At 57.1% G+C, this 23,441-nt stretch carries 24 protein-coding genes; 3 read left to right on the forward strand and 21 right to left on the reverse strand.

All coding sequences use genetic code 11. From position 1 onward, the window contains the following. Window position 1 precedes the first annotated feature (1 nt). Window positions 2–628: a ComEA family DNA-binding protein gene (locus PVA01S_RS08885; protein ID WP_218029632.1), complete on the reverse strand. Its 627-nt coding sequence runs from the start codon at window positions 626–628 to the stop codon at window positions 2–4. Window positions 629–724: 96 nt separating this feature from the next. Here PVA01S_RS08885 and comER point away from each other — a divergent pair, with 96 nt between their 5' ends. Then, complete coding sequence (comER, locus tag PVA01S_RS08890; RefSeq protein WP_127606933.1) at window positions 725–1,558, forward strand: late competence protein ComER; 834 nt, start codon at window positions 725–727, stop codon at window positions 1,556–1,558. 71 nt (window positions 1,559–1,629) lie between these two features. Here the strand turns inward: comER and leuS are convergent, their stop codons facing one another. From leuS to PVA01S_RS08975, 18 genes are all read right to left on the reverse strand, one after another. Then, window positions 1,630–4,080 (reverse strand): leucine--tRNA ligase, encoded by a 2,451-nt coding sequence (gene leuS, locus PVA01S_RS08895; RefSeq protein WP_127606935.1) that lies wholly within the window; start codon window positions 4,078–4,080, stop codon window positions 1,630–1,632. Between the two features lie 141 nt (window positions 4,081–4,221). Then, on the reverse strand, window positions 4,222–4,344 hold the full coding sequence (locus PVA01S_RS27485) for a hypothetical protein (RefSeq protein ID WP_280531812.1): 123 nt from the start codon (window positions 4,342–4,344) through the stop codon (window positions 4,222–4,224). A gap of 295 nt (window positions 4,345–4,639) precedes the next feature. Beyond that, entirely contained in the window at window positions 4,640–5,428 is a 789-nt protein-coding gene (locus PVA01S_RS08900; protein ID WP_127607045.1) for a class I SAM-dependent DNA methyltransferase, read from the reverse strand. 48 nt (window positions 5,429–5,476) lie between these two features. Next, the gene (locus PVA01S_RS08905) at window positions 5,477–6,376 is read right to left on the reverse strand and encodes a CvfB family protein (RefSeq protein WP_127606937.1); all 900 of its coding nucleotides are present in this window, start codon (window positions 6,374–6,376) and stop codon (window positions 5,477–5,479) included. Beyond that, on the reverse strand, window positions 6,373–6,720 hold the full coding sequence (gene rsfS, locus PVA01S_RS08910) for a ribosome silencing factor (protein WP_054796727.1): 348 nt from the start codon (window positions 6,718–6,720) through the stop codon (window positions 6,373–6,375). The genes PVA01S_RS08905 and rsfS overlap by 4 nt, the downstream gene beginning before the upstream one ends. A gap of 13 nt (window positions 6,721–6,733) precedes the next feature. Further along, window positions 6,734–7,330, reverse strand: a complete 597-nt coding sequence (yqeK, locus tag PVA01S_RS08915) for a bis(5'-nucleosyl)-tetraphosphatase (symmetrical) YqeK (protein ID WP_054796728.1) — start codon at window positions 7,328–7,330, stop codon at window positions 6,734–6,736. Beyond that, complete coding sequence (locus tag PVA01S_RS08920) at window positions 7,320–7,907, reverse strand: nicotinate-nucleotide adenylyltransferase (protein WP_127606939.1); 588 nt, start codon at window positions 7,905–7,907, stop codon at window positions 7,320–7,322. Before PVA01S_RS08920 ends, yqeK begins: the two co-directional genes overlap by 11 nt. A gap of 39 nt (window positions 7,908–7,946) precedes the next feature. Next, window positions 7,947–8,237, reverse strand: a complete 291-nt coding sequence (gene yhbY, locus PVA01S_RS08925; RefSeq protein WP_127607047.1) for a ribosome assembly RNA-binding protein YhbY — start codon at window positions 8,235–8,237, stop codon at window positions 7,947–7,949. A gap of 460 nt (window positions 8,238–8,697) precedes the next feature. Next, window positions 8,698–9,561: a shikimate dehydrogenase gene (aroE, locus tag PVA01S_RS08930; RefSeq protein WP_054796729.1), complete on the reverse strand. Its 864-nt coding sequence runs from the start codon at window positions 9,559–9,561 to the stop codon at window positions 8,698–8,700. A gap of 66 nt (window positions 9,562–9,627) precedes the next feature. Further along, a complete protein-coding gene (yqeH, locus tag PVA01S_RS08935; RefSeq protein ID WP_127606940.1) occupies window positions 9,628–10,758 on the reverse strand; it encodes a ribosome biogenesis GTPase YqeH in 1,131 nt (376 codons plus the stop codon). Window positions 10,759–10,765: 7 nt separating this feature from the next. Further along, the gene (locus PVA01S_RS08940) at window positions 10,766–11,260 is read right to left on the reverse strand and encodes a YqeG family HAD IIIA-type phosphatase (RefSeq protein ID WP_127606942.1); all 495 of its coding nucleotides are present in this window, start codon (window positions 11,258–11,260) and stop codon (window positions 10,766–10,768) included. A gap of 145 nt (window positions 11,261–11,405) precedes the next feature. Next, window positions 11,406–13,634 carry a transglutaminase TgpA family protein gene (locus tag PVA01S_RS08945; RefSeq protein WP_127606944.1) on the reverse strand — a complete coding sequence of 743 codons (2,229 nt, stop codon included), beginning with the start codon at window positions 13,632–13,634 and terminating at the stop codon, window positions 11,406–11,408. Beyond that, window positions 13,631–14,884 (reverse strand): DUF58 domain-containing protein, encoded by a 1,254-nt coding sequence (locus tag PVA01S_RS08950; protein ID WP_236595853.1) that lies wholly within the window; start codon window positions 14,882–14,884, stop codon window positions 13,631–13,633. The genes PVA01S_RS08945 and PVA01S_RS08950 overlap by 4 nt, the downstream gene beginning before the upstream one ends. Beyond that, window positions 14,881–15,840, reverse strand: coding sequence for an AAA family ATPase (locus tag PVA01S_RS08955; protein WP_127606946.1), 960 nt, complete (start codon window positions 15,838–15,840; stop codon window positions 14,881–14,883). Before PVA01S_RS08955 ends, PVA01S_RS08950 begins: the two co-directional genes overlap by 4 nt. Window positions 15,841–16,059: 219 nt before the next feature. After that, window positions 16,060–16,425, reverse strand: a complete 366-nt coding sequence (gene spoVAE, locus PVA01S_RS08960; protein ID WP_054796744.1) for a stage V sporulation protein AE — start codon at window positions 16,423–16,425, stop codon at window positions 16,060–16,062. 18 nt (window positions 16,426–16,443) lie between these two features. After that, the gene (gene spoVAD, locus PVA01S_RS08965; protein ID WP_054799766.1) at window positions 16,444–17,460 is read right to left on the reverse strand and encodes a stage V sporulation protein AD; all 1,017 of its coding nucleotides are present in this window, start codon (window positions 17,458–17,460) and stop codon (window positions 16,444–16,446) included. A gap of 1 nt (window position 17,461) precedes the next feature. Next, a complete protein-coding gene (spoVAC, locus tag PVA01S_RS08970; RefSeq protein ID WP_127606948.1) occupies window positions 17,462–17,941 on the reverse strand; it encodes a stage V sporulation protein AC in 480 nt (159 codons plus the stop codon). 23 nt (window positions 17,942–17,964) lie between these two features. Next, window positions 17,965–18,825 (reverse strand): DUF421 domain-containing protein, encoded by an 861-nt coding sequence (locus PVA01S_RS08975; protein WP_127606950.1) that lies wholly within the window; start codon window positions 18,823–18,825, stop codon window positions 17,965–17,967. 169 nt (window positions 18,826–18,994) lie between these two features. On the opposite strand from PVA01S_RS08975, the gene PVA01S_RS08980 reads away from it, so the two are divergent. Both PVA01S_RS08980 and PVA01S_RS08985 read left to right on the forward strand, forming a co-directional pair. Beyond that, window positions 18,995–19,201: a DUF1657 domain-containing protein gene (locus PVA01S_RS08980; RefSeq protein ID WP_054796732.1), complete on the forward strand. Its 207-nt coding sequence runs from the start codon at window positions 18,995–18,997 to the stop codon at window positions 19,199–19,201. A 339-nt stretch (window positions 19,202–19,540) separates the two neighbouring features. Next, complete coding sequence (locus PVA01S_RS08985) at window positions 19,541–20,806, forward strand: glucuronate isomerase (protein ID WP_127606952.1); 1,266 nt, start codon at window positions 19,541–19,543, stop codon at window positions 20,804–20,806. 385 nt (window positions 20,807–21,191) lie between these two features. On the opposite strand, the gene PVA01S_RS08990 is transcribed toward PVA01S_RS08985, so the two are convergent. Together PVA01S_RS08990 and aspA are read right to left on the reverse strand one after the other, a co-directional pair. Beyond that, window positions 21,192–21,593, reverse strand: a complete 402-nt coding sequence (locus PVA01S_RS08990) for a L,D-transpeptidase (RefSeq protein WP_127606954.1) — start codon at window positions 21,591–21,593, stop codon at window positions 21,192–21,194. A 282-nt stretch (window positions 21,594–21,875) separates the two neighbouring features. Further along, window positions 21,876–23,330, reverse strand: coding sequence for an aspartate ammonia-lyase (gene aspA, locus PVA01S_RS08995; protein WP_127606956.1), 1,455 nt, complete (start codon window positions 23,328–23,330; stop codon window positions 21,876–21,878). Window positions 23,331–23,441: the final 111 nt, after the last annotated feature.

The following is a 23,441-nucleotide window of genomic DNA, read 5'->3' on the forward strand; positions in this document are numbered from 1 at the left end:
ATCACTCGGTCCCGACCGTGACGAGCGGCTTCAGCTTGTTCAACGTCTTCTCGCCGATCCCCTTCACCTCCCCGAGCTGATCCACCGAGCGAAACGAACCGCCGAGCTTGCTGCGCAGCTCGATAATCGCCTGTGCGCGGCTCGGCCCGATGCCCGGCAATGCATCGAGCTGGTCGGCCGACGCCAGATTCAGGTTCAGCTTGCCGCCGCTTGCGCCCGGAGCGGGCTGCGCTGCACCGGGTTCCGTGCCTGCGGAAGGCAATTGCTTCTTCGCTCCCTCCGGCGCGTCGTTCGCCGGTTCGTTCGGCTTCCCTTTCTCCGCCTCCGCCGGTTTCAACGCCTCCGACGCAGTTCCTGCTCCCGGGCCACTCGGGGCCTTTCCATCCTCCGCTTTCTGGGCCTCCGCTTTCTGGGCCTCCGCTTTCCCATCCTCCGCTTTCCCGGTCCCCGCTTCCGCGCCCGACTGCTCTTGAAGCATACGGCGCATCGCCTCGTCGACCGTGACAAAGCCCGCGTCAGGAGCTGCAAACAGAATAGGCTTCAGCGCAAAGCCGACAATCAGCAGCGCAAGCAAGCCCGCCATCCCGAGCCAAATTCCGCCGAAACGGGGAGAATGACCGTTTCCCATCTTCATCCCTTCCTTCTAACTGGAAAAATGATGCATATTTTCAAACGCCCCCCTATATAATGGAAAAAGGCTGCAATCTATTCAGGGGGGATGGTCATGCGAGTAGGATTCATAGGAACAGGCAGCATGGGGAGCATACTCATCGAAGCGTTCATCCGTTCCGGAGCGCTAAACCCGGAGCAAATCATCGCAACCAACCGCACGTTAACGAAAGTGGAACGTTTGGCACAAAGCTATCCGGGCCTTCAAGCGGCCCCTTCCAATAAACAAACGGCTGCGGAGTCCGATCTGCTGTTCCTGTGCGTAAAACCAATGGAATTCAAAGCCGTCATTGACGAAATCGAATCTGTCGTTTCGTCGCAGCAAACCGTTGTTTCGATCACAAGTCCCGTGATGATCCGCCACTTGGAGGAGCTGCTCCCTTGCAAGATCGCCAAGATCATCCCGAGCATCACCAACTACGTATTAAGCGGCGCGACGCTGTGCATTTACGGCGATCGCATGCTGCCGGAGGACGAGGATCTGCTCGAGAACCTGCTCTCCCACATCAGCGCTCCGATTCGCGTGTCCGAGCAATATACGCGCATCTCCTCGGACCTGAGCAGCTGCGGCCCGGCCTTCCTGGCCTTCTTCGTGGAAAAATTCGTCGAAGCCGCGGTTCAAACGACCGGCATCTCCGAAGCGGAAGCGACGCAGCTCGCCAGCGAAATGACGCTCGGCACCGGCAAGCTGCTGACGACCGGCGGCTTCTCCCCGGCGGAGCTGCAAAAAAGAGTGGCCGTTCCGGGCGGTATTACCGCCGAAGCGCTCTTAATAATGGAAAAAGAGCTGTGCGGGGTCTTCTATGACCTGATCCGCACAACTCATGCTAAATACGAAGAAGATGTGGAAAAGGTGGAAGCCCGGTTATTCAGAACCAAGGTCGATTGAACGCGATGCTTTCACGTTTTCCGTTATGAACCGTATGCCGGTGCAACACAGGCATGCGGTTTTTTTTCATATTACCCGACAACGATATTGACGAGTTTGCCTTTGACTACAATGACTTTACGCACCGTCTTGCCCGACGTCGCTTCCTTCACTTTATCGAGCCCGAATGCGAGCTCCTGCATGGTCGCTTCGTCCGCGTCGGCGGCAATTGTCGCACGGTCGGCGATTTTGCCGTTCACTTGAACGACGATCTCCACTTCGTTGTCAACCGTCCAAGCCTCTTCGTAAGTCGGCCATGCCACGTACGTCACGCTGTCGCTGTGACCGAGCTTCTCCCACAGTTCTTCCGCGATGTGCGGAGCGAGCGGGGACAACATTTGCACGAAATGCTCCATCGCCGATTTCGGCAAGCGGTCCGTCTTGTAAGCCTCGTTGACGAAGATCATCAGCTGGCTGATCGCGGTGTTGAAACGAAGCGCCTCGAAATCTTCCGTCACTTTCTTGATCGTACGGTGCCACGTGCGCTTGAACGCTTCGCTGCCAAGCTCCTCGTTCGCATCGATCTTCGAACTCAAGGCGCCGTCTTCGCCGACAAACAACCGCCATACGCGGTTCAAGAAACGGTACGTGCCCTCTACACCGTTCACGTTCCAAGGCTTCGTCGCTTCAAGTGGACCCATAAACATCTCGTACATGCGCAGGGTGTCCGCGCCGTACTCGTTTACGATTTCGTCCGGATTGATCACGTTGCCGCGCGACTTGCTCATCTTCTCATTATTCTCGCCGAGAATCATCCCTTGGTTGACGAGCTTGTGGAACGGCTCCTTCGTATCGACTACACCGATGTCATACAGCACCTTATGCCAGAAGCGGGCGTACAGCAAGTGAAGCACGGCATGCTCGGCGCCGCCGATATACAAGTCAACCGGCAGCCATTTCTTCTGAAGCTCCGGCGAACAAATTTCTTTATCGTTCTTCGGATCGATGAAACGCAGGTAGTACCAGCAGCTTCCTGCCCATTGCGGCATCGTGTTCGTCTCGCGGCGCGCCTTCATGCCCGTTACCGGCTCGATGGTATTGACCCAATCCTCGACGTTCGCCAGCGGCGATTCGCCCGTACCTGACGGTTTGATCTCGTCCACTTGCGGGAGCAGCAGCGGGAGCTGGTCTTCCGGAACGGTTGTCATCGTGCCGTCTTCCAGGTGCAGAATCGGAATCGGCTCGCCCCAGTAGCGTTGACGGCTGAACAGCCAATCGCGCAAACGGTACGTCACCTTGCCTTGCCCTTTGCCGTTGCTTTCAAGCCATTCGATCATGGCGGCAATCGCCTGCTCGTTGTTTAAGCCGTTCAAGAACCCGGAGTTCACGTGCGGGCCGTCCCCGGCATACGCTTCCTTCGTCAAGTCGCCGCCTTCAACCACCTGGACGATCGGAAGATCGAACTGCTTCGCGAACTCGTAGTCGCGCTGGTCGTGACCCGGCACCGCCATGATCGCGCCCGTTCCGTATCCGGCAAGCACATAATCGGCAATCCAGATCGGCACCTTGCCGCCGCTCACCGGGTTCACCGCATAGGCCCCGGTAAATACGCCTGTTTTCTCCTTCGCCAAATCCGTCCGCTCCAGGTCGCTCTTATGCGCCGCGCGCTCCTGATACGCCTTCACCGCATCCGCCTGCGCCGCCGTCGTAATGCGCTCCACCAGCTCATGCTCCGGCGCCAGTACGCAGTACGTCGCACCAAACAACGTGTCGGGGCGCGTGGTGAACACCTTGAGTCCCTCGCCTGCATGCCCCTCGATCGGGAACGTCACTTCCGCCCCCTTCGACTTGCCGATCCAGTTGCGCTGCATATCCTTGATGCTCTCCGACCAGTCGAGCTCTTCCAGATCCTCGAGCAAACGCTCCGCGTACTCGGTGATGCGAAGCACCCATTGACGCATCGGCTTGCGGACGACCGGATGACCTCCGCGTTCGCTCTTGCCGTCGATGACTTCCTCGTTCGCGAGCACTGTGCCAAGCGCCGGACACCAGTTCACCGGCACCTCGTCGACGTAAGCCAGGCCTTTCTTATACAGCTGGATGAAAATCCACTGCGTCCATTTGTAATAATCCGGGTCGGTCGTGCTGATTTCGCGGTCCCAGTCGTACGAGAAGCCGAGAGACTTGATTTGACGGCGGAACGTATCGATGTTTTTATTCGTAAAATCGCGCGGATCGTTCCCCGTATCCAGCGCATACTGCTCGGCCGGCAGGCCGAACGCGTCCCACCCCATCGGGTGCAGCACGTTGTAACCGCGCATCCGCTTATAACGCGATACGATATCGGTAGCCGTGTATCCTTCCGGGTGTCCGACGTGCAGCCCCGCTCCGGAAGGGTACGGGAACATGTCGAGCGCGTAAAATTTCGGCTTCTCGTCGTCCTCAAGCACCTTGAACGTCTTCTCTTTGTCCCATACCTGCTGCCATTTCGGCTCAATGACCAAAGGGTTGTACCCTTGGTTTTCTCTTGTTTCCTGTGTCATGTCGAGTTGATCCTCCTTCGATTTGCGAGCAAGCAAAAAAGCCCCCGTCGCTAGCTGACGCTAGGGACGAGAAGCTTTGGTTTCCCGTGGTACCACCCTAGTTGACGACGGGCATGCTTTGCCCTCGTCCACTCGATCCCCTTAACGCGGGGCGCTCGATCCGGTTACGAACGTGCGGCTGCCGCTAACTTCAAGCTGCCGATACACCTTCATTCGCCATCTGGCTCCAAGACGAGTTCGCTTCACGCCGCCGCCGGTTCGCACCTTCCACCGGCTCTCTGCATGCGCTCATGATCGCTACTATTTCTTGTCACAGCCTTCAATATGAATCCAATTATCCCTCATTATATGTAAAATAAATCCCGCATGTCAAGCCGTCGATGATTACGGCTTCCCCCATCAGACCATACTTGAGGTAAAAGGGTGCAAGGAGGATTCGCCCATGCGCGGATTGGTCAACGGTTTGCTGCTGTCGCTGCCGCTGTGGGGCATCGTGCTCTGCTTGCTGCAGCTCATACTTCACTTGCTCGGAAAGTAAACATGCGCGCGGTCGAACCCGTTATTTTTTTACCGCGACAAAAAACGCCCGCTGCGTGTCCTCCGTCGGCTTCTTCCATAGAAAGTCCGCATATACCGAGATGTCGTGAAAGCCCGCTGCCTTCAGCAGGAGCGTCACTTGATCCAGCGGATAGGCCCGCTGCCGATGCGTCTCGTCGACCCGGATGAACCTTTCGCCTGCCGACTCCCTCTTCGCGCCCTCGTCCTCCTTGACGAACACCGTCAGCTCATGCTCAATCTCGCAGCGCTCGCTATCGAAATCGCACGTCCAGATATAAGCCACATCGTCCTCGTTCAGCATGAAAGGCTGTGACTCCCAATACGATTGAAGCTGATAAGGCGTGTGCATGTCGAATGCAAATATTCCGCCCGGCGCCAAACCAGCGTAGGTTTGCCGGAACGCATCCGCCAGGTCGTCCGGCTCGAGCAAATAATTCAAGCAGTCGCAGAACGATACAACCGCATCTGCAGGCTTCCCGATCGTCCACTCCCGGATGTCCTGCTGCAGCAGCGTGAGCTTGCCGCCCTTCGCGAAAGGCGCTTCCCGCTGCGCCGTATCCGCTTTCTGCTGCGCAATGGTCAGCATGTCCCCGGATAAATCGATCCCGATCACCTCGTGGCCGAGCTTCGCCAGCGGTATGGCCAGGCTGCCCGTTCCGCAGCCCAAATCGACCACCGTGCGAGGGGTTCCGTATTTATCCCAGCATTGCCGCGCAAACTGCAGCCATTCCTCGTAAGGCATATCCTCCATCAGCCGATCGTACACATAAGAAAACCGCTCATAAGCCATCTTCACGCCCACCGCCTTCCCGCAAAAGAAAACCGCTTGCCCTCTGGATCAGTCGGCAACCGGTTTCGATTCATCCTTCTTTAAATACGTCCAACTGCCATCCTGATAAGCAAGCCCTTCTTTCATCAGCTTGCCGACGGCGCGTTTGAACGCCGACTTGCTCATCCCGAACCGTTGGCTGATCAAGTCAGCCGGCGTCTCGTCGGAGTACGGCATCGCCCCGTTCGGGCGCTCCCGCATGAACGCGAGCAGCTTCTCTGCGTCCTCGCCGCGTCCGACTTCCTTCGGCTCGCGCATCGAGCAATTCACATTGCCGTCCTCGCGGACGAAGGCAACGCGAACGTTCACCGCTTCGCCGAGCCTCAGCAGACGCGTGCGTTCAGTCGCGTGAATAAGCCCGATCACGCCGAAGCCTAACACTCCGCCGTCGCAAACGACGAACGTACCCATCTGCAGCGTCTTGTATACCCGCGCGTCCACACGGCGGTTTTTCCAATCCTGCGGCGCGGCAAAGCAAAGCTTGCGCAGCTCCTCTTCCTTCGCGAGCTTCGCGACAAGACGCCCTTGACGGTCGTGCGCCAGGCTGACGAATACTTTGTCGCCGACCTTCGGACGCAGCTCCGGCAGCTCCGGCAGCTCGCGAAACGGCAGCAGCAACTGGCGTCCGAGCCCCATTTCCAGAAAACAGCCAAACCGTTGATGAAAATCGGCCACTTCGAGCAGCGCGATTTCGCCGAGCGTCAGCAGCGGCTTCTTCATCGTAGCGGTCAGCCGGTCTTCCGTATCGTGATAAATAAACACGTCCACCTGATCGCCCGGCTTCACTTCGCCGACTTTTTCACTATAATGCAGCAGCACATCCTGCTCCCCATCGGTAAGAAAGAACCCGTGCGGCGATACCTCCCGGGCCACCTCCAGCTTGCGGACCACTCCGGCTTCCAGCCTCATACCTTCTCAACCACTTTCGCATCGGACCACAGGCGCTCGATGTTGTAGTATTCCCGGTCGTCGCGATGGAACACGTGCACGACCACGTCGCCGAGGTCGAGCAGTACCCAACGCGCCGTATCCATGCCTTCCAAACCGCGAACACGCGCTCCTCGTTCTTCCGCCCGCTTGCGAATTTCCGTAGCGATCGCCTGGACCTGCGTTTCGGAGTTCCCGTGACAAATAACGAAATAGTCCGCAATCAAGGAAATTCCCCGTAAATTCAGTGTAACCAGGTTCATCGCTTTTTTGTCTTCCGCTGCTTCGACGGCGAGCGTCATCAGTTCGTCCGGTTGAATGGTCATTCCATTTCCTCCCTTAGTGTCTGTTCGTATCGTAGTGTTCCTCCTGCCGCTCCAGTTCCTCGATCAGCCCGTTGCGGGCGAACAGGGTGAGCGGGTAAATTCGCTTGCCCTTCTCCAGCAAGAAGCGAATCGTTCCGTCAAAACCGGCTATAAGCGCCTTCTCTAAACTATGTTCGGCGATTTCTCGAATATTATGCACCCCCGGGAAATCCCGGCCCGGTTCCATATAATCGGCTAGACAGACGATTTTGTCCAGCTTCGTCATCCGCTCTCGCCCGGACGTATGGTAACGGATGGCGTCCAGCACCGCTTCGTCCTTGACGCCGTATTGATGCTCGGCCACCCACGCCCCGGCATGAGCATGCCACAGCTCTTTATCATAGCCAAGCAAGTCTTGGGGTAGCCCGTTCTCACGGATCACGCGCGCCTGCTCGTCGACTCTCCAATACTTGCACACGTCATGCAAAATCGCGGCGAGCTCGGCTTTCGCCGGATCCTCTCCGTACCGCTTCGCCAGAATGACTGCCGTCTCCATCACGCCTTCCGTATGCGTCCAGCGCCGCTCCGGCATTTGCTGCTTCACCGATGCGATGATGTCTTCACGTTTCATATAAACGATTCACCTCGATATAGTTGTTTACCCGGTCGGGCACCATATAACGCACCGGCCGGCCTGCAGCCCGGCGTTCACGGATCAAGGTGGAGGACAGCTCGATTTGCGGCATGGAGGCGAGCATGACGGCTTCCTTCATAGGCGCAGGCAGCTCTTCGAGATCGGCGTCAAAGCCGGGGCGCTGCAGACCGACGAACGTCACAAGCCGTACGAGCTCGTCGATCCGATGCCACTTGGGCAAATACTGGACCATATCCGCCCCGATAATGTAGTAAAACCGATGGTCGGGATAACGTTCCCGGAGCAAGCTGACGGTTTCGATGCTGTAAGAGACGCCGCCCTTCACCAGCTCGATATCGCTTGCACGGAACGCCTCGTGCCCCTCGACCGCCAAACGGACCATCTCCAAGCGCTGCCGCGCCGTGGCGCCTTGCGTTTGCTCCTTATGCGGAGACACATTGGTCGGCATGAACCATACTTCATCCAGACCGAGCTCCTCGCAGACGCTTTGCGCCGCCAGCAGATGGCCGATATGAATCGGATCAAAGGTGCCCCCCATGATGCCAACCTTCATCCGGCTCTCCTCCTGTTCCATCGGAAAACTAGCGTTTCGTTATGGAAGCTCGATCGTTTTATGATCCCGCGATTCCTTATACAGCACGATCGTTTTGCCAATGACTTGAACGAGCTCCGCGCCCGCTCCCTCTGCCAGTTGTTCGGCCACTTCGTGGCGGTCCTCCATGCAGTTGTTCAGAATGGACACTTTCATGAGTTCGCGTGTTTCGATCGCTTCTTCGATATGCCGGATCAAGTGATCGTTGACGCCCCCCTTGCCGACTTGAAAAATCGGAGTGAGGTGGTGCGCTTGCGAGCGCAGAAAACGCTTTTGTTTGCCTGTTAACATCATATTCAAAACCTTTCTTGCCTGTATCGCATCCCCCTCTTTCCCCCTTCCCGAAGGGGGAGGACCAGGGCGCGCTGCCCCTGGACCCCAGATGGTGGCGGATGAGCGACTGGGCCGTCGTTGATGGAATGTCTGTGCTGGGAGCGCTTATCGTCCCTGCCGTGTCAGCCCCTTGGGCTGACACGGCAGGGACACGCTTACGTTAGGCGCTCGTACGGGACTTATTGCCTGCATCACGTGCAGACAGGAATGCTGGACTTCTAACGTTTCGTTCGACCGTGGTACCGCCTTATGACTGCGTCATAAAGCTAACGGCGAGAGAGGGGGTGGCGGCAATCTGCTCATGCTGAGGCGAATCTGCCGCACCCCCTTTAAGGGGCCATCCGGCCCTTAAAGGATTAAAAGCCTTAAAAGACTTTAAAGCCTACCTAAAACTAAAACCGAAAGCCAAGTACAGAGCTTAACCCTCGAAGGACTCCAAAACAACCGCGCGCATCGCTTCGATGGGAGCGGGTTGGCCCGTCCAATATTCGAACGCGTAAGCGCCCTGGTAGATGAACATGCCTAACCCGCTGTGGATCGCGGCGCCGCGCTGGTCGCGGGCTTCGCGCAAAAATCGGGTCAGCAGCGGGTTATAGATGAGGTCGCTGACGACGGTGTCCGGACGGATCAGCGAGACGTCCATCGGAACGTCGTCGACGTTCGGGTGCATGCCGAGCGACGTGTTGTTGACGATCAGCGCGGCTTCGCCGGCTAGAGCGGCGACTTCGTCGAGCCCGTGGCCGGAGACGCTCGAGAACTCGCTCATCGAAGCGGCAAGCTCCTGCGCCTTCTCTTTGGTACGGTTGGCGATGTAAATATGCGCCGCGCCTTCTTTGGCGATCGCGTAGCCGACGCCGCGGGCGGCGCCGCCCGCGCCGATCATCAGCACCTTGCGGCCGCGCAGGTCGATGCCCGTTTCCTCTTTCAAGGAGCGGATATACCCGATGCCGTCCGTGTTATAGCCGGTCAGCTTGCCGTTGTCGTTGACGATCGTATTCACCGCGCCGATCATCCGCGCGCCTTCATCGATAGCGTCCAAGTATTCCATCACTTCCACTTTATGCGGAACCGTCACGTTTACGCCGCGAAACTGCAGCGCGCGGATGCCGGCAACGGCGTCTTTCAGCGTCCCCGGCACAATATGAAACGCGCCGTAAGCGGCGTTAACGCCTGTAACCTCGAACGCCCGATTCAGCATGATCGGCGATTTGGAATGGCGGATCGGATCTCCGAACACGCCGTAAAGGATCGTATGACTGTCCAGCTTATGCGACGTTAGCATTGGCCGTTGTTCCCCCCATATTCATCTTAGATCCGGTTCTCCCTCGCCCCATGCGGCACGAAAGAATTAAATCAGCGATTCGCGCAGCGCCACCTTGACGCCCTTCGGCACATGGATGACGAGATCCGCGCCTGCCTCGCTGTTCGCTTTGACCCAGCCGAGACCGGATATCGAGACGTCCGACGGCTTCCCTTTCGGAATACGGATCGTGTGCTTCACGAGCGGCGGCAGCTCCTCCAGCTCTTCAAGCGTCGGCGGCGACAGCAGCCCCCCTTTATGCTCGGCGTACAGCTCATCGGCTCGCTCCAGCTTCGTACGGTGCGCTTTCAAGCCGTTGGACGTATAGAACGTGAACGACTGCCGCTCCCCTTGCACGAAATCAAAACGCACCAAACTGCCGAAAAACACCGTCTGCTTCTCGTTCAACTGAAACACGAGCGGCTTCACAGGTTTGTCCGGCATCAGCTTCATCAAATCTTTTTTGTTCACGAGCTCCGTCAAGCGGTGTTTGTACACGATTCCCGGCGTATCGATGATCGAAGAGCCGTCGTCCATCGGAATGCGCACCAAATCGAGCGTCGTGCCCGGGTACTGGGAGACGGTGAGCTCCGCATCCAGGTCGCTGTAATCGCGAATCAGCCGGTTGATCAGCGTCGATTTGCCGACGTTGGTCGCGCCGACCACATAGATGTCGCGCCCTTCGCGGTGTTCGTCCAGCGCTTCAATAACGCGCTCGAAGCCCATGTTCTTTTTCGCCGAGCAAAGCACTACCTCGACGACCCGCAGCCCGGCTTCCTTCACCTGACGCTGCACCCAGTTCAAAATCCGGTTATAGTTCGTCACTTTGGGCAGCAGATCGATCTTGTTCACGACGAGCACGATCGGATTTTTGCCGACGAATCGGGGCAGCCCCGAAATCATGCTGCCTTCGAAATCGAACAGATCGACGATGTTCACGACCAGCGATTCGGTCGAGCCTACATGCGACAGCAGCCGCAAGAAATCGTCCTGATTCAGCGTAATGCTGGAGGACTCGTTGTAATTCTTGATGCGGAAGCACCGCTGGCAAATGATCGGCGTCCGGGTCAAAGCTTGGGCCGGCACATAGCCGAGCCGTTCGGAGTCTGCGGTTTGCAGCGTGACGCCGCAGCCTGCGCAGCGGTCGTCCTCTTGCCTGTTTTCATGGTCAAGCGTCATACGTTCCCTACCTTTTCATCATCTTTAACGCCGCTTTCTCGAGCGTCCTGTTCACTTTCGTAAAAAAGCCCTCATCCGTAGGCGAAATCGGACGGACCAGCACCGTATATAACCCCAGGCGATTGCCGCCGAGCACATCGGTCAGCATCTGATCGCCGATGACGATCGTCTGCCCCGCCTCCAGACGCATCATGTTCAGCGCTTTGCGGAACGAGGCGTGGGTCGGCTTTTTGGCCCGGTAAATAAAAGGCAGGGACAGCGGCTCCGCAAACTTGGTTACTCTGGTGCGCTGATTGTTCGATACGATCACAACCTGAAAGCCGATCTGACCCACCACTTTGAGCCATTCGATCAGTTCCGGCGTTGCGAACGGCGCTTTGGCCCCGACCAGCGTATTGTCCAAGTCCGTAATGATGCCCCGATACCCCTGCTTCCATAACGTATCCAATTCAAGTTCATAGATGCTGTTCACTTGCTCACGCGGGATTAGCTTTTTCAGCAAAACGTTCACCTCAGGGAAACAATGGCTATATACGTCAAACTATATCACACTTGTCCGGTGTGTTCAAAGAGGGAGTGCCAATCGCTTCTTTACCTTCAAAAAGCCCGCCGCCTTCCGGCAGCGGGCCCTCAGCCCTTGGCCTCATTTACATTTGGGAACGAAGCTTCTCCACAATTTGCGTAGTTTCACGGAATTCCTCTTCGGTCATATCGTCCTTGCCGTATTTGGCCTTCTCGAAATGGTGCAGCACGACATCCAGCTCGCCCTTCATCCAGCTGCTCTTGGCCGTCCATCGCCGCACCGCTTCACGGAGCGTTTCGTGCTCCTCGCGCGCGTAGCCGTGCCTGCGGAAAATGCGCAGCAGCCGTTCGCATTCCACAATGATTTTCTGCTTCAGCTGCAAGGCCCTGCGGCGGCGGGCGCGCTCCCGCACAAGATCGACCAGCTGCCAGCGCCATGCGGCAAAGCCGGCCAGCAGCAGCGCGACAAGCAGCGAGCCGCCGAACAGGTAGTGACGGCTTTGCACCGCCGGAGCCGCCTCTTCTTCCGCAACCGCAGGCAGCGATTCGACCGCCTGCGGCTCGGCGACCGGCTCTTCAACCGGAACGGCCCGCGGCATGGAGAATCCGGACGTCGGCTCGAACGGCACCCAGCCGTATCCGCTGAAATACACTTCGACCCAGGAATGCGCGTCAGAGTTGCGCACCGTATACTCGCCGGCGGCATTCGGATCGGCAAACAGCTCGCCCGGCGCGAACCCGCCCAAACCTTGCTGGTCGAGCGTCGTCGAGCCGGAGGAATAGCCCTTCACCCACCTTGCGGGCAAGCCGACCGCTCGCGACAGCACGGCCATCGACGTGGAATAATAATCGCAATAGCCTTCTTTAATCTCGAACAGGAACCGGTCGACAAAGTCGCGGCTGCGGCCCTTCGTCAAGTCGGGCTTATTCGTGTACGCGTAATTCATCGACAAATATTGCTCGATCGCTTTCGCCTTATCGTAATCGCTGCTTGCATTTTTGGTAATTTCGAAAGCCAGATTGCGCACCCGCTCAGGCAAATGATCCGGCAGCTGCAGGAACGGCGCCAATTCCGGCCTCGGCCATTGATGCGGCAGCTTGCGCAGCGCCGCTTCGTCGATGACCGGCATTTGCGACACGATCGTGTACGTCTTCGGATACGGCTGACGCTCGCTGAAACGAAGCTCGCCCTGCTGCGCCGACCACATCAGTCCTTCAAACCCGCTGCGCGCTCCGTTCATCCCTACGACCTTCTGTATCGAATAGGCGCCGAATAGAACCGGATACCGGTCATCGTTCAGCAGCGTCACCGTTTGCGTGACCTCGATCGTTTTCATTTGGTCGCCCGGCAATCGCGTATCCGCCGGCAAGACCGCATCCGGCCGGACCGGCCCCCAGGAAGCGCGATCGAGCTCGCTTTCCTGCCACCCTCTGCCGGTATATAACGAGAGAGTCTCGCCCCGCCAATACCCGCGGTGCGTCGTGTCGATGGTCATCACCGGCGTATAATCGAACTGGAATCCGCTGCCAAGGAATCGGTCATTCCGGCTGTAGCCGGACGACGCGTCCATCGCATCGGTCGCAAGGGCAACCTGCTCCCCTTTGCCGGTGGCGAAGTTCATCGGCTCGCCGCGGTAGGCTCGCCAGGCCGTATACGGATCGGTCAGCATCGGGCCGACTTCCGGCATCGCCGCGCCGGCAAGCAGCGTCAGGCCGATCAGACCGGTCACCGGCAGGACGATCGAGAACGGGTTTTCCGCGAGCTGTCTCCAAGCCGACGGATCCTTCATCCGCAGCCGCCGGAAGTGCGCCAGAATCAGCAGGAACAGCCCGCAGCCAACCATGATGACGACCTGCGGCCACAAGTATACGCCCGAGAACGAATCGCGGATGCACAGCGCCAGCACGCTCACGACAAGCAGCGCGTAGATGCGCCACTTCGATTCCACCCACCAGATCATCGTCAGGTAGGCGACCCAGGTCCCCAGGCCGAACCATAAATAAGGCGTCAGTTCGTATAAGTTCAGAAACAGTTTGGATGAAAAAAAACTTCCAATCGTCATCGGTTCGATCGCTTCGTATCGCTCCAGCACCGTCACTTGTATCGTCAAGATCGCGATGAACTGCAGTACCCCGCGCAGCATCCAGTGCATCCACGGAATGTGCTCCAGCACGCAAACGGCAAGCAGCGTCCACGCCATGACCGCCACCGTCTCCGGCAGCAGCCAGTAATCCTCCTTCTGAAACCAAAGGAGGAGTTGAAGCAAAAATATGCCGCTAAGCAGCACCGTTAGCCGATACGGCCACTCCTCGAACAACAGCCGCTTTTTCCAAGAGAGAGGTTTCCCGTTCATCCGGCCCGACCTCCCAACTGGACAGGCAGATCGGTTAATTGACCGATCGCATAGCAAGTAATCCCTCGGGACTGCAGCTGGCTAGCCCAGGCTTCCTTGCGTACAGCCGGCGGCACGATCCAAATATGGCAAGGATTCATCTGCTGTTTCTTTAACCCCAGCAGCACCTGCAGCATCGGCTCGCCGAAGGAAGCGCTGACGATCGTCACAAAGCTGCCGGGCGCCAGCTTCTGCGCCTTGTCTTTCAATAACGAACGGATCGTGTCCGGACTGTCCGCCTCGACGTCCATCAAATGCCGCAGCACAAGCTGATGCTGATGCTGTCCTTGGCGCGGCTCGAAGTACGCGCTGTCTTTGCCCGCGGATACGAGACCAAGCGCCAGCCCTCGCTGCGAGCCATATTGAAACAGCGAGGCGGTGACGGAAACCGCAAGCTCGAATTCGTCCGACTCGCCGTAAAGGCGCTGATCCCGGTCCAACACGATATAAGTTTTCGGCAGCGATTCGCGCTCGAACTCCTTCGACTTCCACGTGCCCGTCTTGGCCGTTGCGTTCCAGTGAATCCGGGAAATGCGGTCGCCGTATATATACTCCCGAACCCCGTTGATTTGCGTCGTTTCGCGCACAGCCCGGGTCGTCGAGGAATGATGGTTCGCGCCCTTCACCATCTGGTGGTACTGCTGCCAATCGCGGATCGCGATCGTTTGCGGCAGCACGGAAATCGTTTGCGGCAGCTCCAGCTCACCCCGATGCTCGAACAAGCCGAATATATCCTCGGTCACGCATTCCGTCCGCCCGAACGTATAATGTCCCCGCCGCATCGCCGGCGTCCGGTATTCCCAATCGGCGCGGCGGCGCCAATCCGGCACGAGCGTCGCTTCGAACGTCAGCTCGCGCCCGTTCTTATGGTAGAGACGGTCTTTCACGAACACGTACGGGATCGGCCAAAAGCCCGGAATTTGCAGCTGCACCTTCACGCCGAGCGTGCTCCCGGCTTCAAGGGTGGTCGCTCCTTCCGCCGTATGAAGAACACGGGTCCCCTGCGTCCGCTTGATGCCGCTCCACTGGCCGAGCAGCAAATATACGCTCAGGATCAGCATGATGACAAATAACATCAGCGCCAGCTTGCCGCCTTGAAACAACAGGTACCCGAGGCTTCCTAAAAAAGCGGCGCCCACCGCCCAAAATTTTCGGCTGTAACGGGGGCGTTCGATCCATTTTTGAACGAGCGACGTCCTCACCCTGGTCACTTCTCCCAACGTACCGGCACCTTCACTTGTTGAAACACCGACTGCAGGACGGATGAAACAGACGCTCCTTCCATCCGCGCTTCCGCTTGCAGAATCAACCGGTGTCCCAGCACATAGGGCGCCAAAAATTTAATGTCATCCGGGATGACGTACTCTCTTTGCTGCAGCAGAGCATAGGCCTTCGAGGCTTGCACCAGCGCCAGCGTCGCCCGCGGGCTCGCGCCGAGATATACGGCCGGATGGTTGCGGGTCGCACGCGACACCGCCACCAGGTAAGCCGCGACGGCTTCGTCGAGGTGCACGAGCTTCACCTGATGCTGCAGCGCCAATATTTGCTCCACGCCCGAAACGGCTTCCAGCGTATCGAGCGGGTGCGTCACGTTTTGCGCAACGATCATCTGCGTTTCCGTCTCCGCATCCGGGTAGCCGAGGCTGAACTTCATCATGAAGCGGTCCAGCTGAGCCTCCGGCAGCGTGTACGTCCCCTCGAAATCGATCGGGTTTTGCGTCGCGAGCAGCAGGAACGGCTTCGGCAGCTCATACGTTTCCCCGTCCACCGTGACGTGACGCTCCTCCATCGCTTCCAGCAGCGCGGATTGCGTCTTCGTCGTCGCGCGGTTAATTTCATCCGCCAGCAAAATATGCGTCATGATCGGACCCGGGCGGAATATGAACGCCTCTTCCTTCGGATGGTAGATGGAAACACCGGTAATATCGGTGGGCAGCAAGTCCGGGTTGCATTGAATGCGGCGAAATTGGCCGCGGACCGATTTGGCAAGCGCCTTGATCAGGACCGTTTTGCCGGTGCCTGGAACATCTTCAAGCAGCACGTGTCCTCCTGCCAGCATCGCCGTAAGCAGCAAAGCGATTTCATCGGTTTTGCCGAGAATGCAGGATTCCAAATTCGCCTGTATGCGCTTTAACGCTTGTACATCTTCTCGAATCATCGTTTCCATCGTCCGGGCCTCCTTTATGTCGTACCTCTGTATGATCCATACTAATTCATATACGTCAGCGACTGAAAAAAGTTCGCTTGTATGGTGTAATTTTCATTGTACCGGATTCAAAATTCGCCGTATACGTGTAAAACTGATGAAATTGTTTGTAGAAATGCAAAAAAGCCCCTGATTAGGGGCTGAAACAGGTCTTGATGCCGTTCTGCGATCTCAAACGATCTAGCCTTGCGGGCGAAATACGAGCGCGGCCAGGAAGGAAAAGATGATGGCCGCGGATATGCCTGCGCTGGTCACTTCGAAAATGCCCCCGATGATGCCGATCGGCCCGTCCTCCTTCAAGGAACTGAGCGCCCCGTTGACGAGGGAGTTGCCGAAGCTCGTAATCGGCACGGTGGCGCCGGCGCCGGCAAATTCGATAAATTGGTCGTACAGCCCTTTATCTTTGTAAGGAATCGCTTCGACAAGGGCGCCGGCGACGACAAGCGTGCTCATCGTGTGCGCCGGCGTCAAACGGAGCACGTCCATCAGGATTTGTCCGATGACGCAAATGGCGCCGCCGATCAGGAAAGCCCATATAAATTGGATCCAATTGTCCATTCTCGATCACTCTCCGCTTTCTATGGCTACCGCATGCGCGATGCACGGGATGCTCTCGCCTTGCTGGAACGACAACGGCGACAGCAGCGCGCCGGTCGCTACGACGAGAATGCGCTTCAACTCGCCCTTCGCCAAACGTCTCAACAAATGGCCGTAAGTCACGGTCGCCGAACAGCCGCAGCCGCTGCCGCCGGCTTGCACAAGCGACTTCTGTTTCTCCAAGTCGTAAATCATCAGCCCGCAATCCTTGTAAGTCGTCTGTTCGATAGGGACCCGATGCTTCTTCAGCAGCTCGCGGGCAATCCCGTATCCGACCTCCGCGAGGTCGCCGGTAACAATCAGATCGTAATACTCCGGCTGCCGGTCGAAATCGCGAAAATGCGACTGCAGCGTGTCCACCGCCGCCGGGGCCATCGCCGCGCCCATGTTGAACGGGTCCTTGATCCCCATATCGATAACACGGCCGATCGTCGCCCCCGTCACGACAGGGCCGCGGCCATGCTTGCCGATGACGGCGACTCCTGCACCCGTGACGGTATACTGCGCGGTAGGCGGTTTTTGCGAGCCGTACTCCGTCGGATAGCGAAACTGCTTCTCCGCGGTGCTGTTATGGCTGCACGTTCCCGCCATCGTGTGCTTGGCGTAACCCCCATCGACGATCATCGAGGCGATGGCCAGTCCTTCCATCGAGGTGGAGCATGCGCCGAAGATGCCGAGATACGGAATTTGCATCGTCCGGACCGCAAAGCTGTTGCTGATGATCTGGTTGATCAGATCGCCGCCGACGTAGAACTCGATCTTCTCCTTGGTCAGGCCCGCATTTTCCACGGCCAGCTTCGCCGCTTCCTCGAGCATCTTCTTCTCCGCCTTCTCCCAGCTGTCCTGGCCAAGGATGGCATCGGCATGCACAATGTCGAACTCATTGCCCAGCGGCCCTTCCCCTTCATCGGGGCCGACGACGGTGGCCGTGCCTAGAATGACGGGCCGGTTGCGGAACTCCCAGCTCTGATGTCCGATTAGCATTTTATTGCCCCCCTATGCCAAGTATCAGATGGATCAGGCCGACAACGAATGCCGCGACTACGCCGAAAACGATGACCGAGCCGGCCAGCTTAAATATATTGCCGCCGACACCAAGCACAAAGCCCTCGCTTTTGTGTTCAAGCGCCGCAGAGCACACCGAGTTCGCGAACCCTGTGACCGGAACGCTCGAGCCCCCGCCGGCCCACTGTGCGATTTTATCGTATACCCCGAGACTTGTCAGTACGACAGAGATGAAAATCAGGACGGCTACCGTCGGATCTCCGGCCGTCTTCTTGTCAAAGCCGAACCCGTGAATGAATATTTCACTAATCACCTGTCCGACGAAACAGATGGCTCCACCCACGATAAAAGCGCGTATGCAGTTTTTCAGCACCGGTCTTGCCGGTTCCCGCGTCTTCGCTAATTCCTGATACTCCTGCTGCACCCAAGTTAACTTTTTCATCTTCGATTTCGTGGACATGCGGACGGTCTCCTTTCGAATTTCTATCTCTTTAGTATGGGCTCGACTTGATCGATCATGCGTCGCAATTGTTGTGCATCTTGCTCATACATCGCTTTCGCTTCCGGACTCGCCGTGCTTAAGCTGAAGAGCGTCAAATCAGCCTCGCATTTCTTCAAAGTGGCCAGAAGCAGCGGCATGTCCGTCTGTTGCGGCACCTGCAGCTTATCGTCGTACAAATCGACATACAGCTGACCGCAAGCGTTGACTTGACCGATAAAAACATTCTCCAGCGTTACCCCTAGCTTCTCCAATTCCGTGTGAAGCCATTCCCGGCTCAGCCCCGCCGCAGCAAGCGCCTCGTCCATGATATTGCCATCGATTACGACCGCCTTCGTCTCGCGATCCCGCGCTACCCGCATGCCGAGATGCTTCGGGGTCAACGGCTGATTTTCGCTTTTTAACAGCACGCTCAAATCGCCGCTCGCCTCGAGCATCGCGAATTCCACGTCGGCCACGTTAAACACGCTTTTCGTTCGCAGCTGCTCCAGCAATTCGTTCACGGTAAACCTCTCCCGCTTCAGGTTGTCTTCCAGCACTTTTCCTTCCTGGATAAACACGGTTCCCCTGCCCTCGAGCCATTCTCGGAGCCGCAAGCTTTTCAACGTAAACAGCTCGACCACGAAGGGCACCAGAAACCAGACAGCGATAGCCGTTAAGCCGTATAAATAATGAGCTTCCAAATCGGTCGAAATAAACCCGGCCAACTCCCCGAGAGTGATGCCCGTTATATATTCGAAGAACGTCAGCTGGGAAATTTGCTTTTTACCTAAAATGCGCGTTATCGCAAACAAGATGACGAGGGCCGTGAACGAACGTAATGCGATATGCATCAAATCCTGCAAAGCTTCCCTCTCCCTGCTAACAAGCACTTATTTGACCTTGCAAAACAAGGCGAACGATATAAATTATGTACCGAATCGACTTCCATTTATCCGGTGCCGTCGTCTGGTGATTTTTCCCATTCATTAGTTAAGAAAATTTGAGCACATTAGAGTTCGGGAGGTGATTCGCATGACAGTGGCATCGCAAGTAAAAACGACGCTCGCATCCTTGAAAAGCGCTCAAGCCAGCCTGGAGACGTTCGCTCTTGGCACCCAGAACCAGGAAGCCAAAACCTTGTTCGAGAATTGCGCCAAGCAAACTCAGCAAATTGTCGACCAAGTGAATTCTCGCGTTCAAGATCTCGAGAACGAAGAACCGCAGTATAAAGGCTTCTAATATTGGCCTGAAGAACAAATAAGAGCCCGGTACCGCCTCTCCGCCAAGGAGAAGCAACCGGGCTTTTAATCGACAATCCTCATATCCATATCAGCAGTAAGACCAACAGCAAAATAAACAGCACCAGAATAAGCACCACGGATTCGTATGCGACCATCGTATCTTCCTTCCGCTAACTTTTTGGCCCTCCATCCATCCTATGCGTACGCCCGGTCCGGCGAACCGGTCACTCGCCCATTAACGATACGGAATGACCGTCTATTCAGATGACAAAGAACGTGATATAATGCCATTGTTCACGTGAACATATGCCTTTTTCTTAGGAGGACTTCGAATATCATGGCCATTCGTACCGAAGAACAGCTGATCGCTTTTGTTCAAGAGACCGTTCGCCTTACCCCCGTCGCCGATATTCACACCCACTTATTCGCCGAATCGTTCGGCGACCTGCTGTTATGGGGGGTTGACGACCTGCTGACGTATCACTATTTGATCGCTGAAATGTTCCGGTTTCGTCCCGATCTGTCTTACGACGATTTCTGGCGGATGAGCAAAACGGAGCGCGCCGATCTGATTTGGCAAACATTGTTTATCGATCACTCTCCTTACAGCGAAGCATGCCGCGGCGTCGTCACGGTGCTGAACCGTCTCGGCTTCGACTTGTCCACGCGCGATTTGGAATCGTACCGGGCCTACTTCCGGGAAGTGCAGGCTAGCGATTATATCGACCGGATTCTGGAGCTGGCGGGTGTCAAGACGGTAGTCATGACGAACGATCCGTTCGACGACTACGAGCGGGAGCGTTGGTCCGGCGGAGGCAGCACCGACCCGCGGTTTTTGGCCGCGCTGCGCATCGACCCGCTGCTGAACGGCTGGGATTCGGCCTATATGAAGCTCCAGCAGCAAGGATATGCGGTAACGCAAGATTTCTCGGGAGACACGGCAGCGGAGGTGAGGCGCTTTCTTCACGATTGGATCGGCCGAATGAACCCGCTGTACATGGCCGTTTCGCTGCCGAACGATTTCGCCTACCCCGAGCCGTCATTGCGGGGACGGGTCATTGACGAATGCATCCTTCCCGTTGCCGAGGAAGCGGGCATTCCGTTCGCGCTTATGATCGGCGTCAAACGGAAGGTCAACCCTTCGCTGAAGGACGCGGGGGACAGTCTGGGCTACAGCGACATCGGGGCCGTCGAACGGATCGTGAGCGGACACCCGAACGTCAAATTTCTGGTGACGATGCTATCGCGGGAAAATCAGCACGAGCTGGCCGTGACGGCGCGAAAAAACCGCAATCTGCTCATCTTTGGCTGCTGGTGGTTTCTGAACAATCCGAGCCTCATCGAAGAAATAACCCGGATGCGGCTTGAGCTGCTCGGCGGCAGCGTCATTCCCCAGCATTCCGACTGCCGGGTGCTTGATCAGCTGCTCTACAAGTGGGATCATTCCCGGACGATTATCGCTAAGGTGCTTGGCGATAAATACACGGATTTGCTGCGGGCGGGCTGGCGCCTGGAGGAAGACGAAATTCGCCGCGACGTGGAAGGACTGCTCGGCGGCGCGTTCTGGACGTTCCTGGGGAAACCCGATCCTTCTGCCAAGTAACGAAGCTGCCGATCGAAGACTTGCCCCTTGCCTCTTGCCTCTTGCTTCGAACCTGAATGGAATGGCTCATGGCTTTCCAGCTTGCCCGGAAGAACGCCACAGGAAAAAGGACTCCTTGCGGAGTCCTTTCCAACGGTGAATTCATGATGGTCGCTTGCCATGAATCTTGCGTAAAGCATGAGTCTTACCTCGGGTCACGTCTTGCAGTACGTTGTACTACCCTTACGTGTCTTTGGCACATCCCTCCGCTTCTATCTCGATTCAACAACAACTTCCTTGGTATAACCCGCTAATTTGCTCAACGGAACCACACCTCTCTCTTTCACCGTTGATCCTATGTTGCGCAGATGAGCCTCGTTCCATACACTTCGGGGGCCTATTTTTTTCAATCTTGAATGACGACGACCGTCCCGAGCGGGATATGCCGATACAACCATTCGATATCCCGATTCAACATGCGGATACAGCCCGACGAAACGCTCGACCCGATCGCATACGGCCGATTCGTGCCGTGAATCCCGTACGTATAACCTCCGCTACCTGGCACGTTGATGCCCATCCATCGCGTCCCGAGGGGATTTTTCGGATGGCCGCCGGGAATTTGCTTTCGTACGTACCACGGCTTCACGATTTTCGTCACAATATGGAAGGTGCCCGTCGGGGTCAGCTCTCTGCGGCGTCCGGTCGCCACCGGAAACGAGCGATAGACACGTCCGTTGTGGATAAGGGACAGACGGTTTGCCTTTTTTTCAATGAGCAGGTACACCCCCTCCTCTTGCAAGCCCATGAGCAGCTCCGCATCGGCTTGTTGTCGGGTCGGAGGCGCGGCGTTACCCGCTTCAGCCGAAGCCGGGGCGGGTAATCATCCTGCAAGCAGCAACCAAACGCACAGAAGTAATGGTAGGGCCCGATTCAAACCTTCTCTCTCCTTTGAAGGTAACGATTCACATCGGCCTTATTGTTTGCCAAGAACCGCCGCGGCATGCGCCTCTGGCGATAAACGCCATTTCCAGCGTCAATAAGCCGACTTCTCCGGCGAGGTCGGCTTCGGTCATTATTCAATTGAAGCTCACGGCTTCGGCTTTTCGCTTCCTGCCGGGGGTTCCGTATGCAGCAGCGACGCGCCGGCAATGCCGGGTTTCGTCATTTCATAGGGGTCGAGGATGATGTTTAATTCGTCCTCGCGAAGCACGTCGTAGAGAAGGCACAATTCCCGCACCGATTTGCCCGTCTCGATCGCCTCGCGCGCGATTCGCGCAACCGGCTCATACCCGAGGTGCGGGTTCAATGCCGTAATGACGCCGACGCTGCGCTCCACGTAATTGCGGCACAGCTCCACGTTAGGCTCGATGCCGTCCAGGCAGTGCGTCTTGAATACTTTAAACACCTGTGTCATCATGCCGAGCGACTGCAGCAGGTTAAAGACGAGCACCGGTTCCATGACGTTCAGCTCGAGCTGCCCCGCTTCCGAAGCCAGGCAGATCGTATGGTCGTTACCGATCACTTGGAAGGCGACCTGGTTCACAACTTCGCACATCACCGGGTTCACCTTGCCGGGCATGATCGACGATCCCGGCTGCCGTGCGGGCAGGTTAATCTCGTTCAGTCCGGCCCGGGGGCCCGAAGCCATCAGCCGCAGATCGTTGGCGATCTTGGACATGTTGATCATACATACCTTCAAGGCCGCGGACACTTCCGTGTAAGCATCCGTATTTTGCGTAGCGTCCACCAGATGCTCTGCGCTCACAAGCGGGTAACCCGTCAGCTCGGCCAACAGCTCGGCCACCCGTTTGATATAGCGGGGGTCGGCATTCAGTCCCGTGCCGACCGCGGTCGCGCCCATGTTAATTTCGTACAAATGCTGCCGCGCCTGACCGATTCGGGTCATGTCGCGGGAGAACACCCGCCGGTACGCTTCGAATTCCTGGCCGAGCCGGATCGGTACCCCGTCCTGCAGGTGGGTGCGGCCCATTTTGATAATGCCGTCAAATGCAACGGCCTTCGCGCGGAAGCTCTCGTGCAGGTCGTGCATCGCGGCCATCAGCTGGTCCAGCATACGCAGCACCGCAATATGAATCGCGGTCGGAAATACATCGTTCGTCGACTGCGCCATGTTGACGTGCGTATTCGGGCTCAGCATGAAGTAGTTGCCCTTCTCCCCGCCAAGCAGCTCGATCCCGCGGTTCGCGATCACTTCGTTGGCGTTCATGTTGATCGAAGTGCCGGCGCCGCCTTGAATCGGATCAACGATAAATTGGTCGTGCCATAGGCCTGCTATCATTTCGTCGGCTGCCTTCACAATCACTTCGCCGAACTTCGGCTTCAACTGCCCGGTTTCCATATTGGCAAGGGCTGCGGCTTTCTTGACGATCGCCAACGCCACGATCAATTCCCGGTGAATCCGGTAGCCCGTGATCGGGAAATTATCTACCGCGCGCAACGTTTGTACACCGTAGTATGCATGAATAGGAACCTCTTTGCTTCCCAAAAAATCTTTTTCTATCCGAAAGCCGGCTTCCGCCATACCCCTCATCCTTTCCCGCTCTTCTTTCCCGCAATATTTCAGCGTTCCCTTGCACCGATACGGCTATACCCCTTCCGAAGCAAACCAAAGAGCCGAGCCTCCCGCCAAGGG

This window comes from Paenibacillus validus NBRC 15382 (genome assembly GCF_004000985.1).
GTDB classification, from domain to species: Bacteria; Bacillota; Bacilli; order Paenibacillales; family NBRC-103111; genus Paenibacillus_G; species Paenibacillus_G validus.

Excerpts from the sequence above, each read along its gene's own strand:
- PVA01S_RS08885 (WP_218029632.1), bottom strand. The coding sequence starts at position 628 with ATGGGAAACGGTCATTCTCCCCGTTTCGGCGGAATTTGGCTCGGGATG.
- comER (WP_127606933.1), top strand. The coding sequence starts at position 725 with ATGCGAGTAGGATTCATAGGAACAGGCAGCATGGGGAGCATACTCATC.
- leuS (WP_127606935.1), bottom strand. The coding sequence starts at position 4,080 with ATGACACAGGAAACAAGAGAAAACCAAGGGTACAACCCTTTGGTCATT.
- PVA01S_RS08900 (WP_127607045.1), bottom strand. The coding sequence starts at position 5,428 with ATGGCTTATGAGCGGTTTTCTTATGTGTACGATCGGCTGATGGAGGAT.
- PVA01S_RS08905 (WP_127606937.1), bottom strand. The coding sequence starts at position 6,376 with ATGAGGCTGGAAGCCGGAGTGGTCCGCAAGCTGGAGGTGGCCCGGGAG.
- rsfS (WP_054796727.1), bottom strand. The coding sequence starts at position 6,720 with ATGACCATTCAACCGGACGAACTGATGACGCTCGCCGTCGAAGCAGCG.
- yqeK (WP_054796728.1), bottom strand. The coding sequence starts at position 7,330 with ATGAAACGTGAAGACATCATCGCATCGGTGAAGCAGCAAATGCCGGAG.
- PVA01S_RS08920 (WP_127606939.1), bottom strand. The coding sequence starts at position 7,907 with ATGAAGGTTGGCATCATGGGGGGCACCTTTGATCCGATTCATATCGGC.
- yhbY (WP_127607047.1), bottom strand. The coding sequence starts at position 8,237 with ATGTTAACAGGCAAACAAAAGCGTTTTCTGCGCTCGCAAGCGCACCAC.
- aroE (WP_054796729.1), bottom strand. The coding sequence starts at position 9,561 with ATGCTAACGTCGCATAAGCTGGACAGTCATACGATCCTTTACGGCGTG.
- yqeH (WP_127606940.1), bottom strand. The coding sequence starts at position 10,758 with ATGACGCTTGACCATGAAAACAGGCAAGAGGACGACCGCTGCGCAGGC.
- PVA01S_RS08945 (WP_127606944.1), bottom strand. The coding sequence starts at position 13,634 with ATGAACGGGAAACCTCTCTCTTGGAAAAAGCGGCTGTTGTTCGAGGAG.
- PVA01S_RS08955 (WP_127606946.1), bottom strand. The coding sequence starts at position 15,840 with ATGGAAACGATGATTCGAGAAGATGTACAAGCGTTAAAGCGCATACAG.
- spoVAD (WP_054799766.1), bottom strand. The coding sequence starts at position 17,460 with ATGCTAATCGGACATCAGAGCTGGGAGTTCCGCAACCGGCCCGTCATT.
- spoVAC (WP_127606948.1), bottom strand. The coding sequence starts at position 17,941 with ATGTCCACGAAATCGAAGATGAAAAAGTTAACTTGGGTGCAGCAGGAG.
- PVA01S_RS08980 (WP_054796732.1), top strand. The coding sequence starts at position 18,995 with ATGACAGTGGCATCGCAAGTAAAAACGACGCTCGCATCCTTGAAAAGC.
- PVA01S_RS08985 (WP_127606952.1), top strand. The coding sequence starts at position 19,541 with ATGGCCATTCGTACCGAAGAACAGCTGATCGCTTTTGTTCAAGAGACC.
- PVA01S_RS08990 (WP_127606954.1), bottom strand. The coding sequence starts at position 21,593 with ATGGGCTTGCAAGAGGAGGGGGTGTACCTGCTCATTGAAAAAAAGGCA.
- aspA (WP_127606956.1), bottom strand. The coding sequence starts at position 23,330 with ATGGCGGAAGCCGGCTTTCGGATAGAAAAAGATTTTTTGGGAAGCAAA.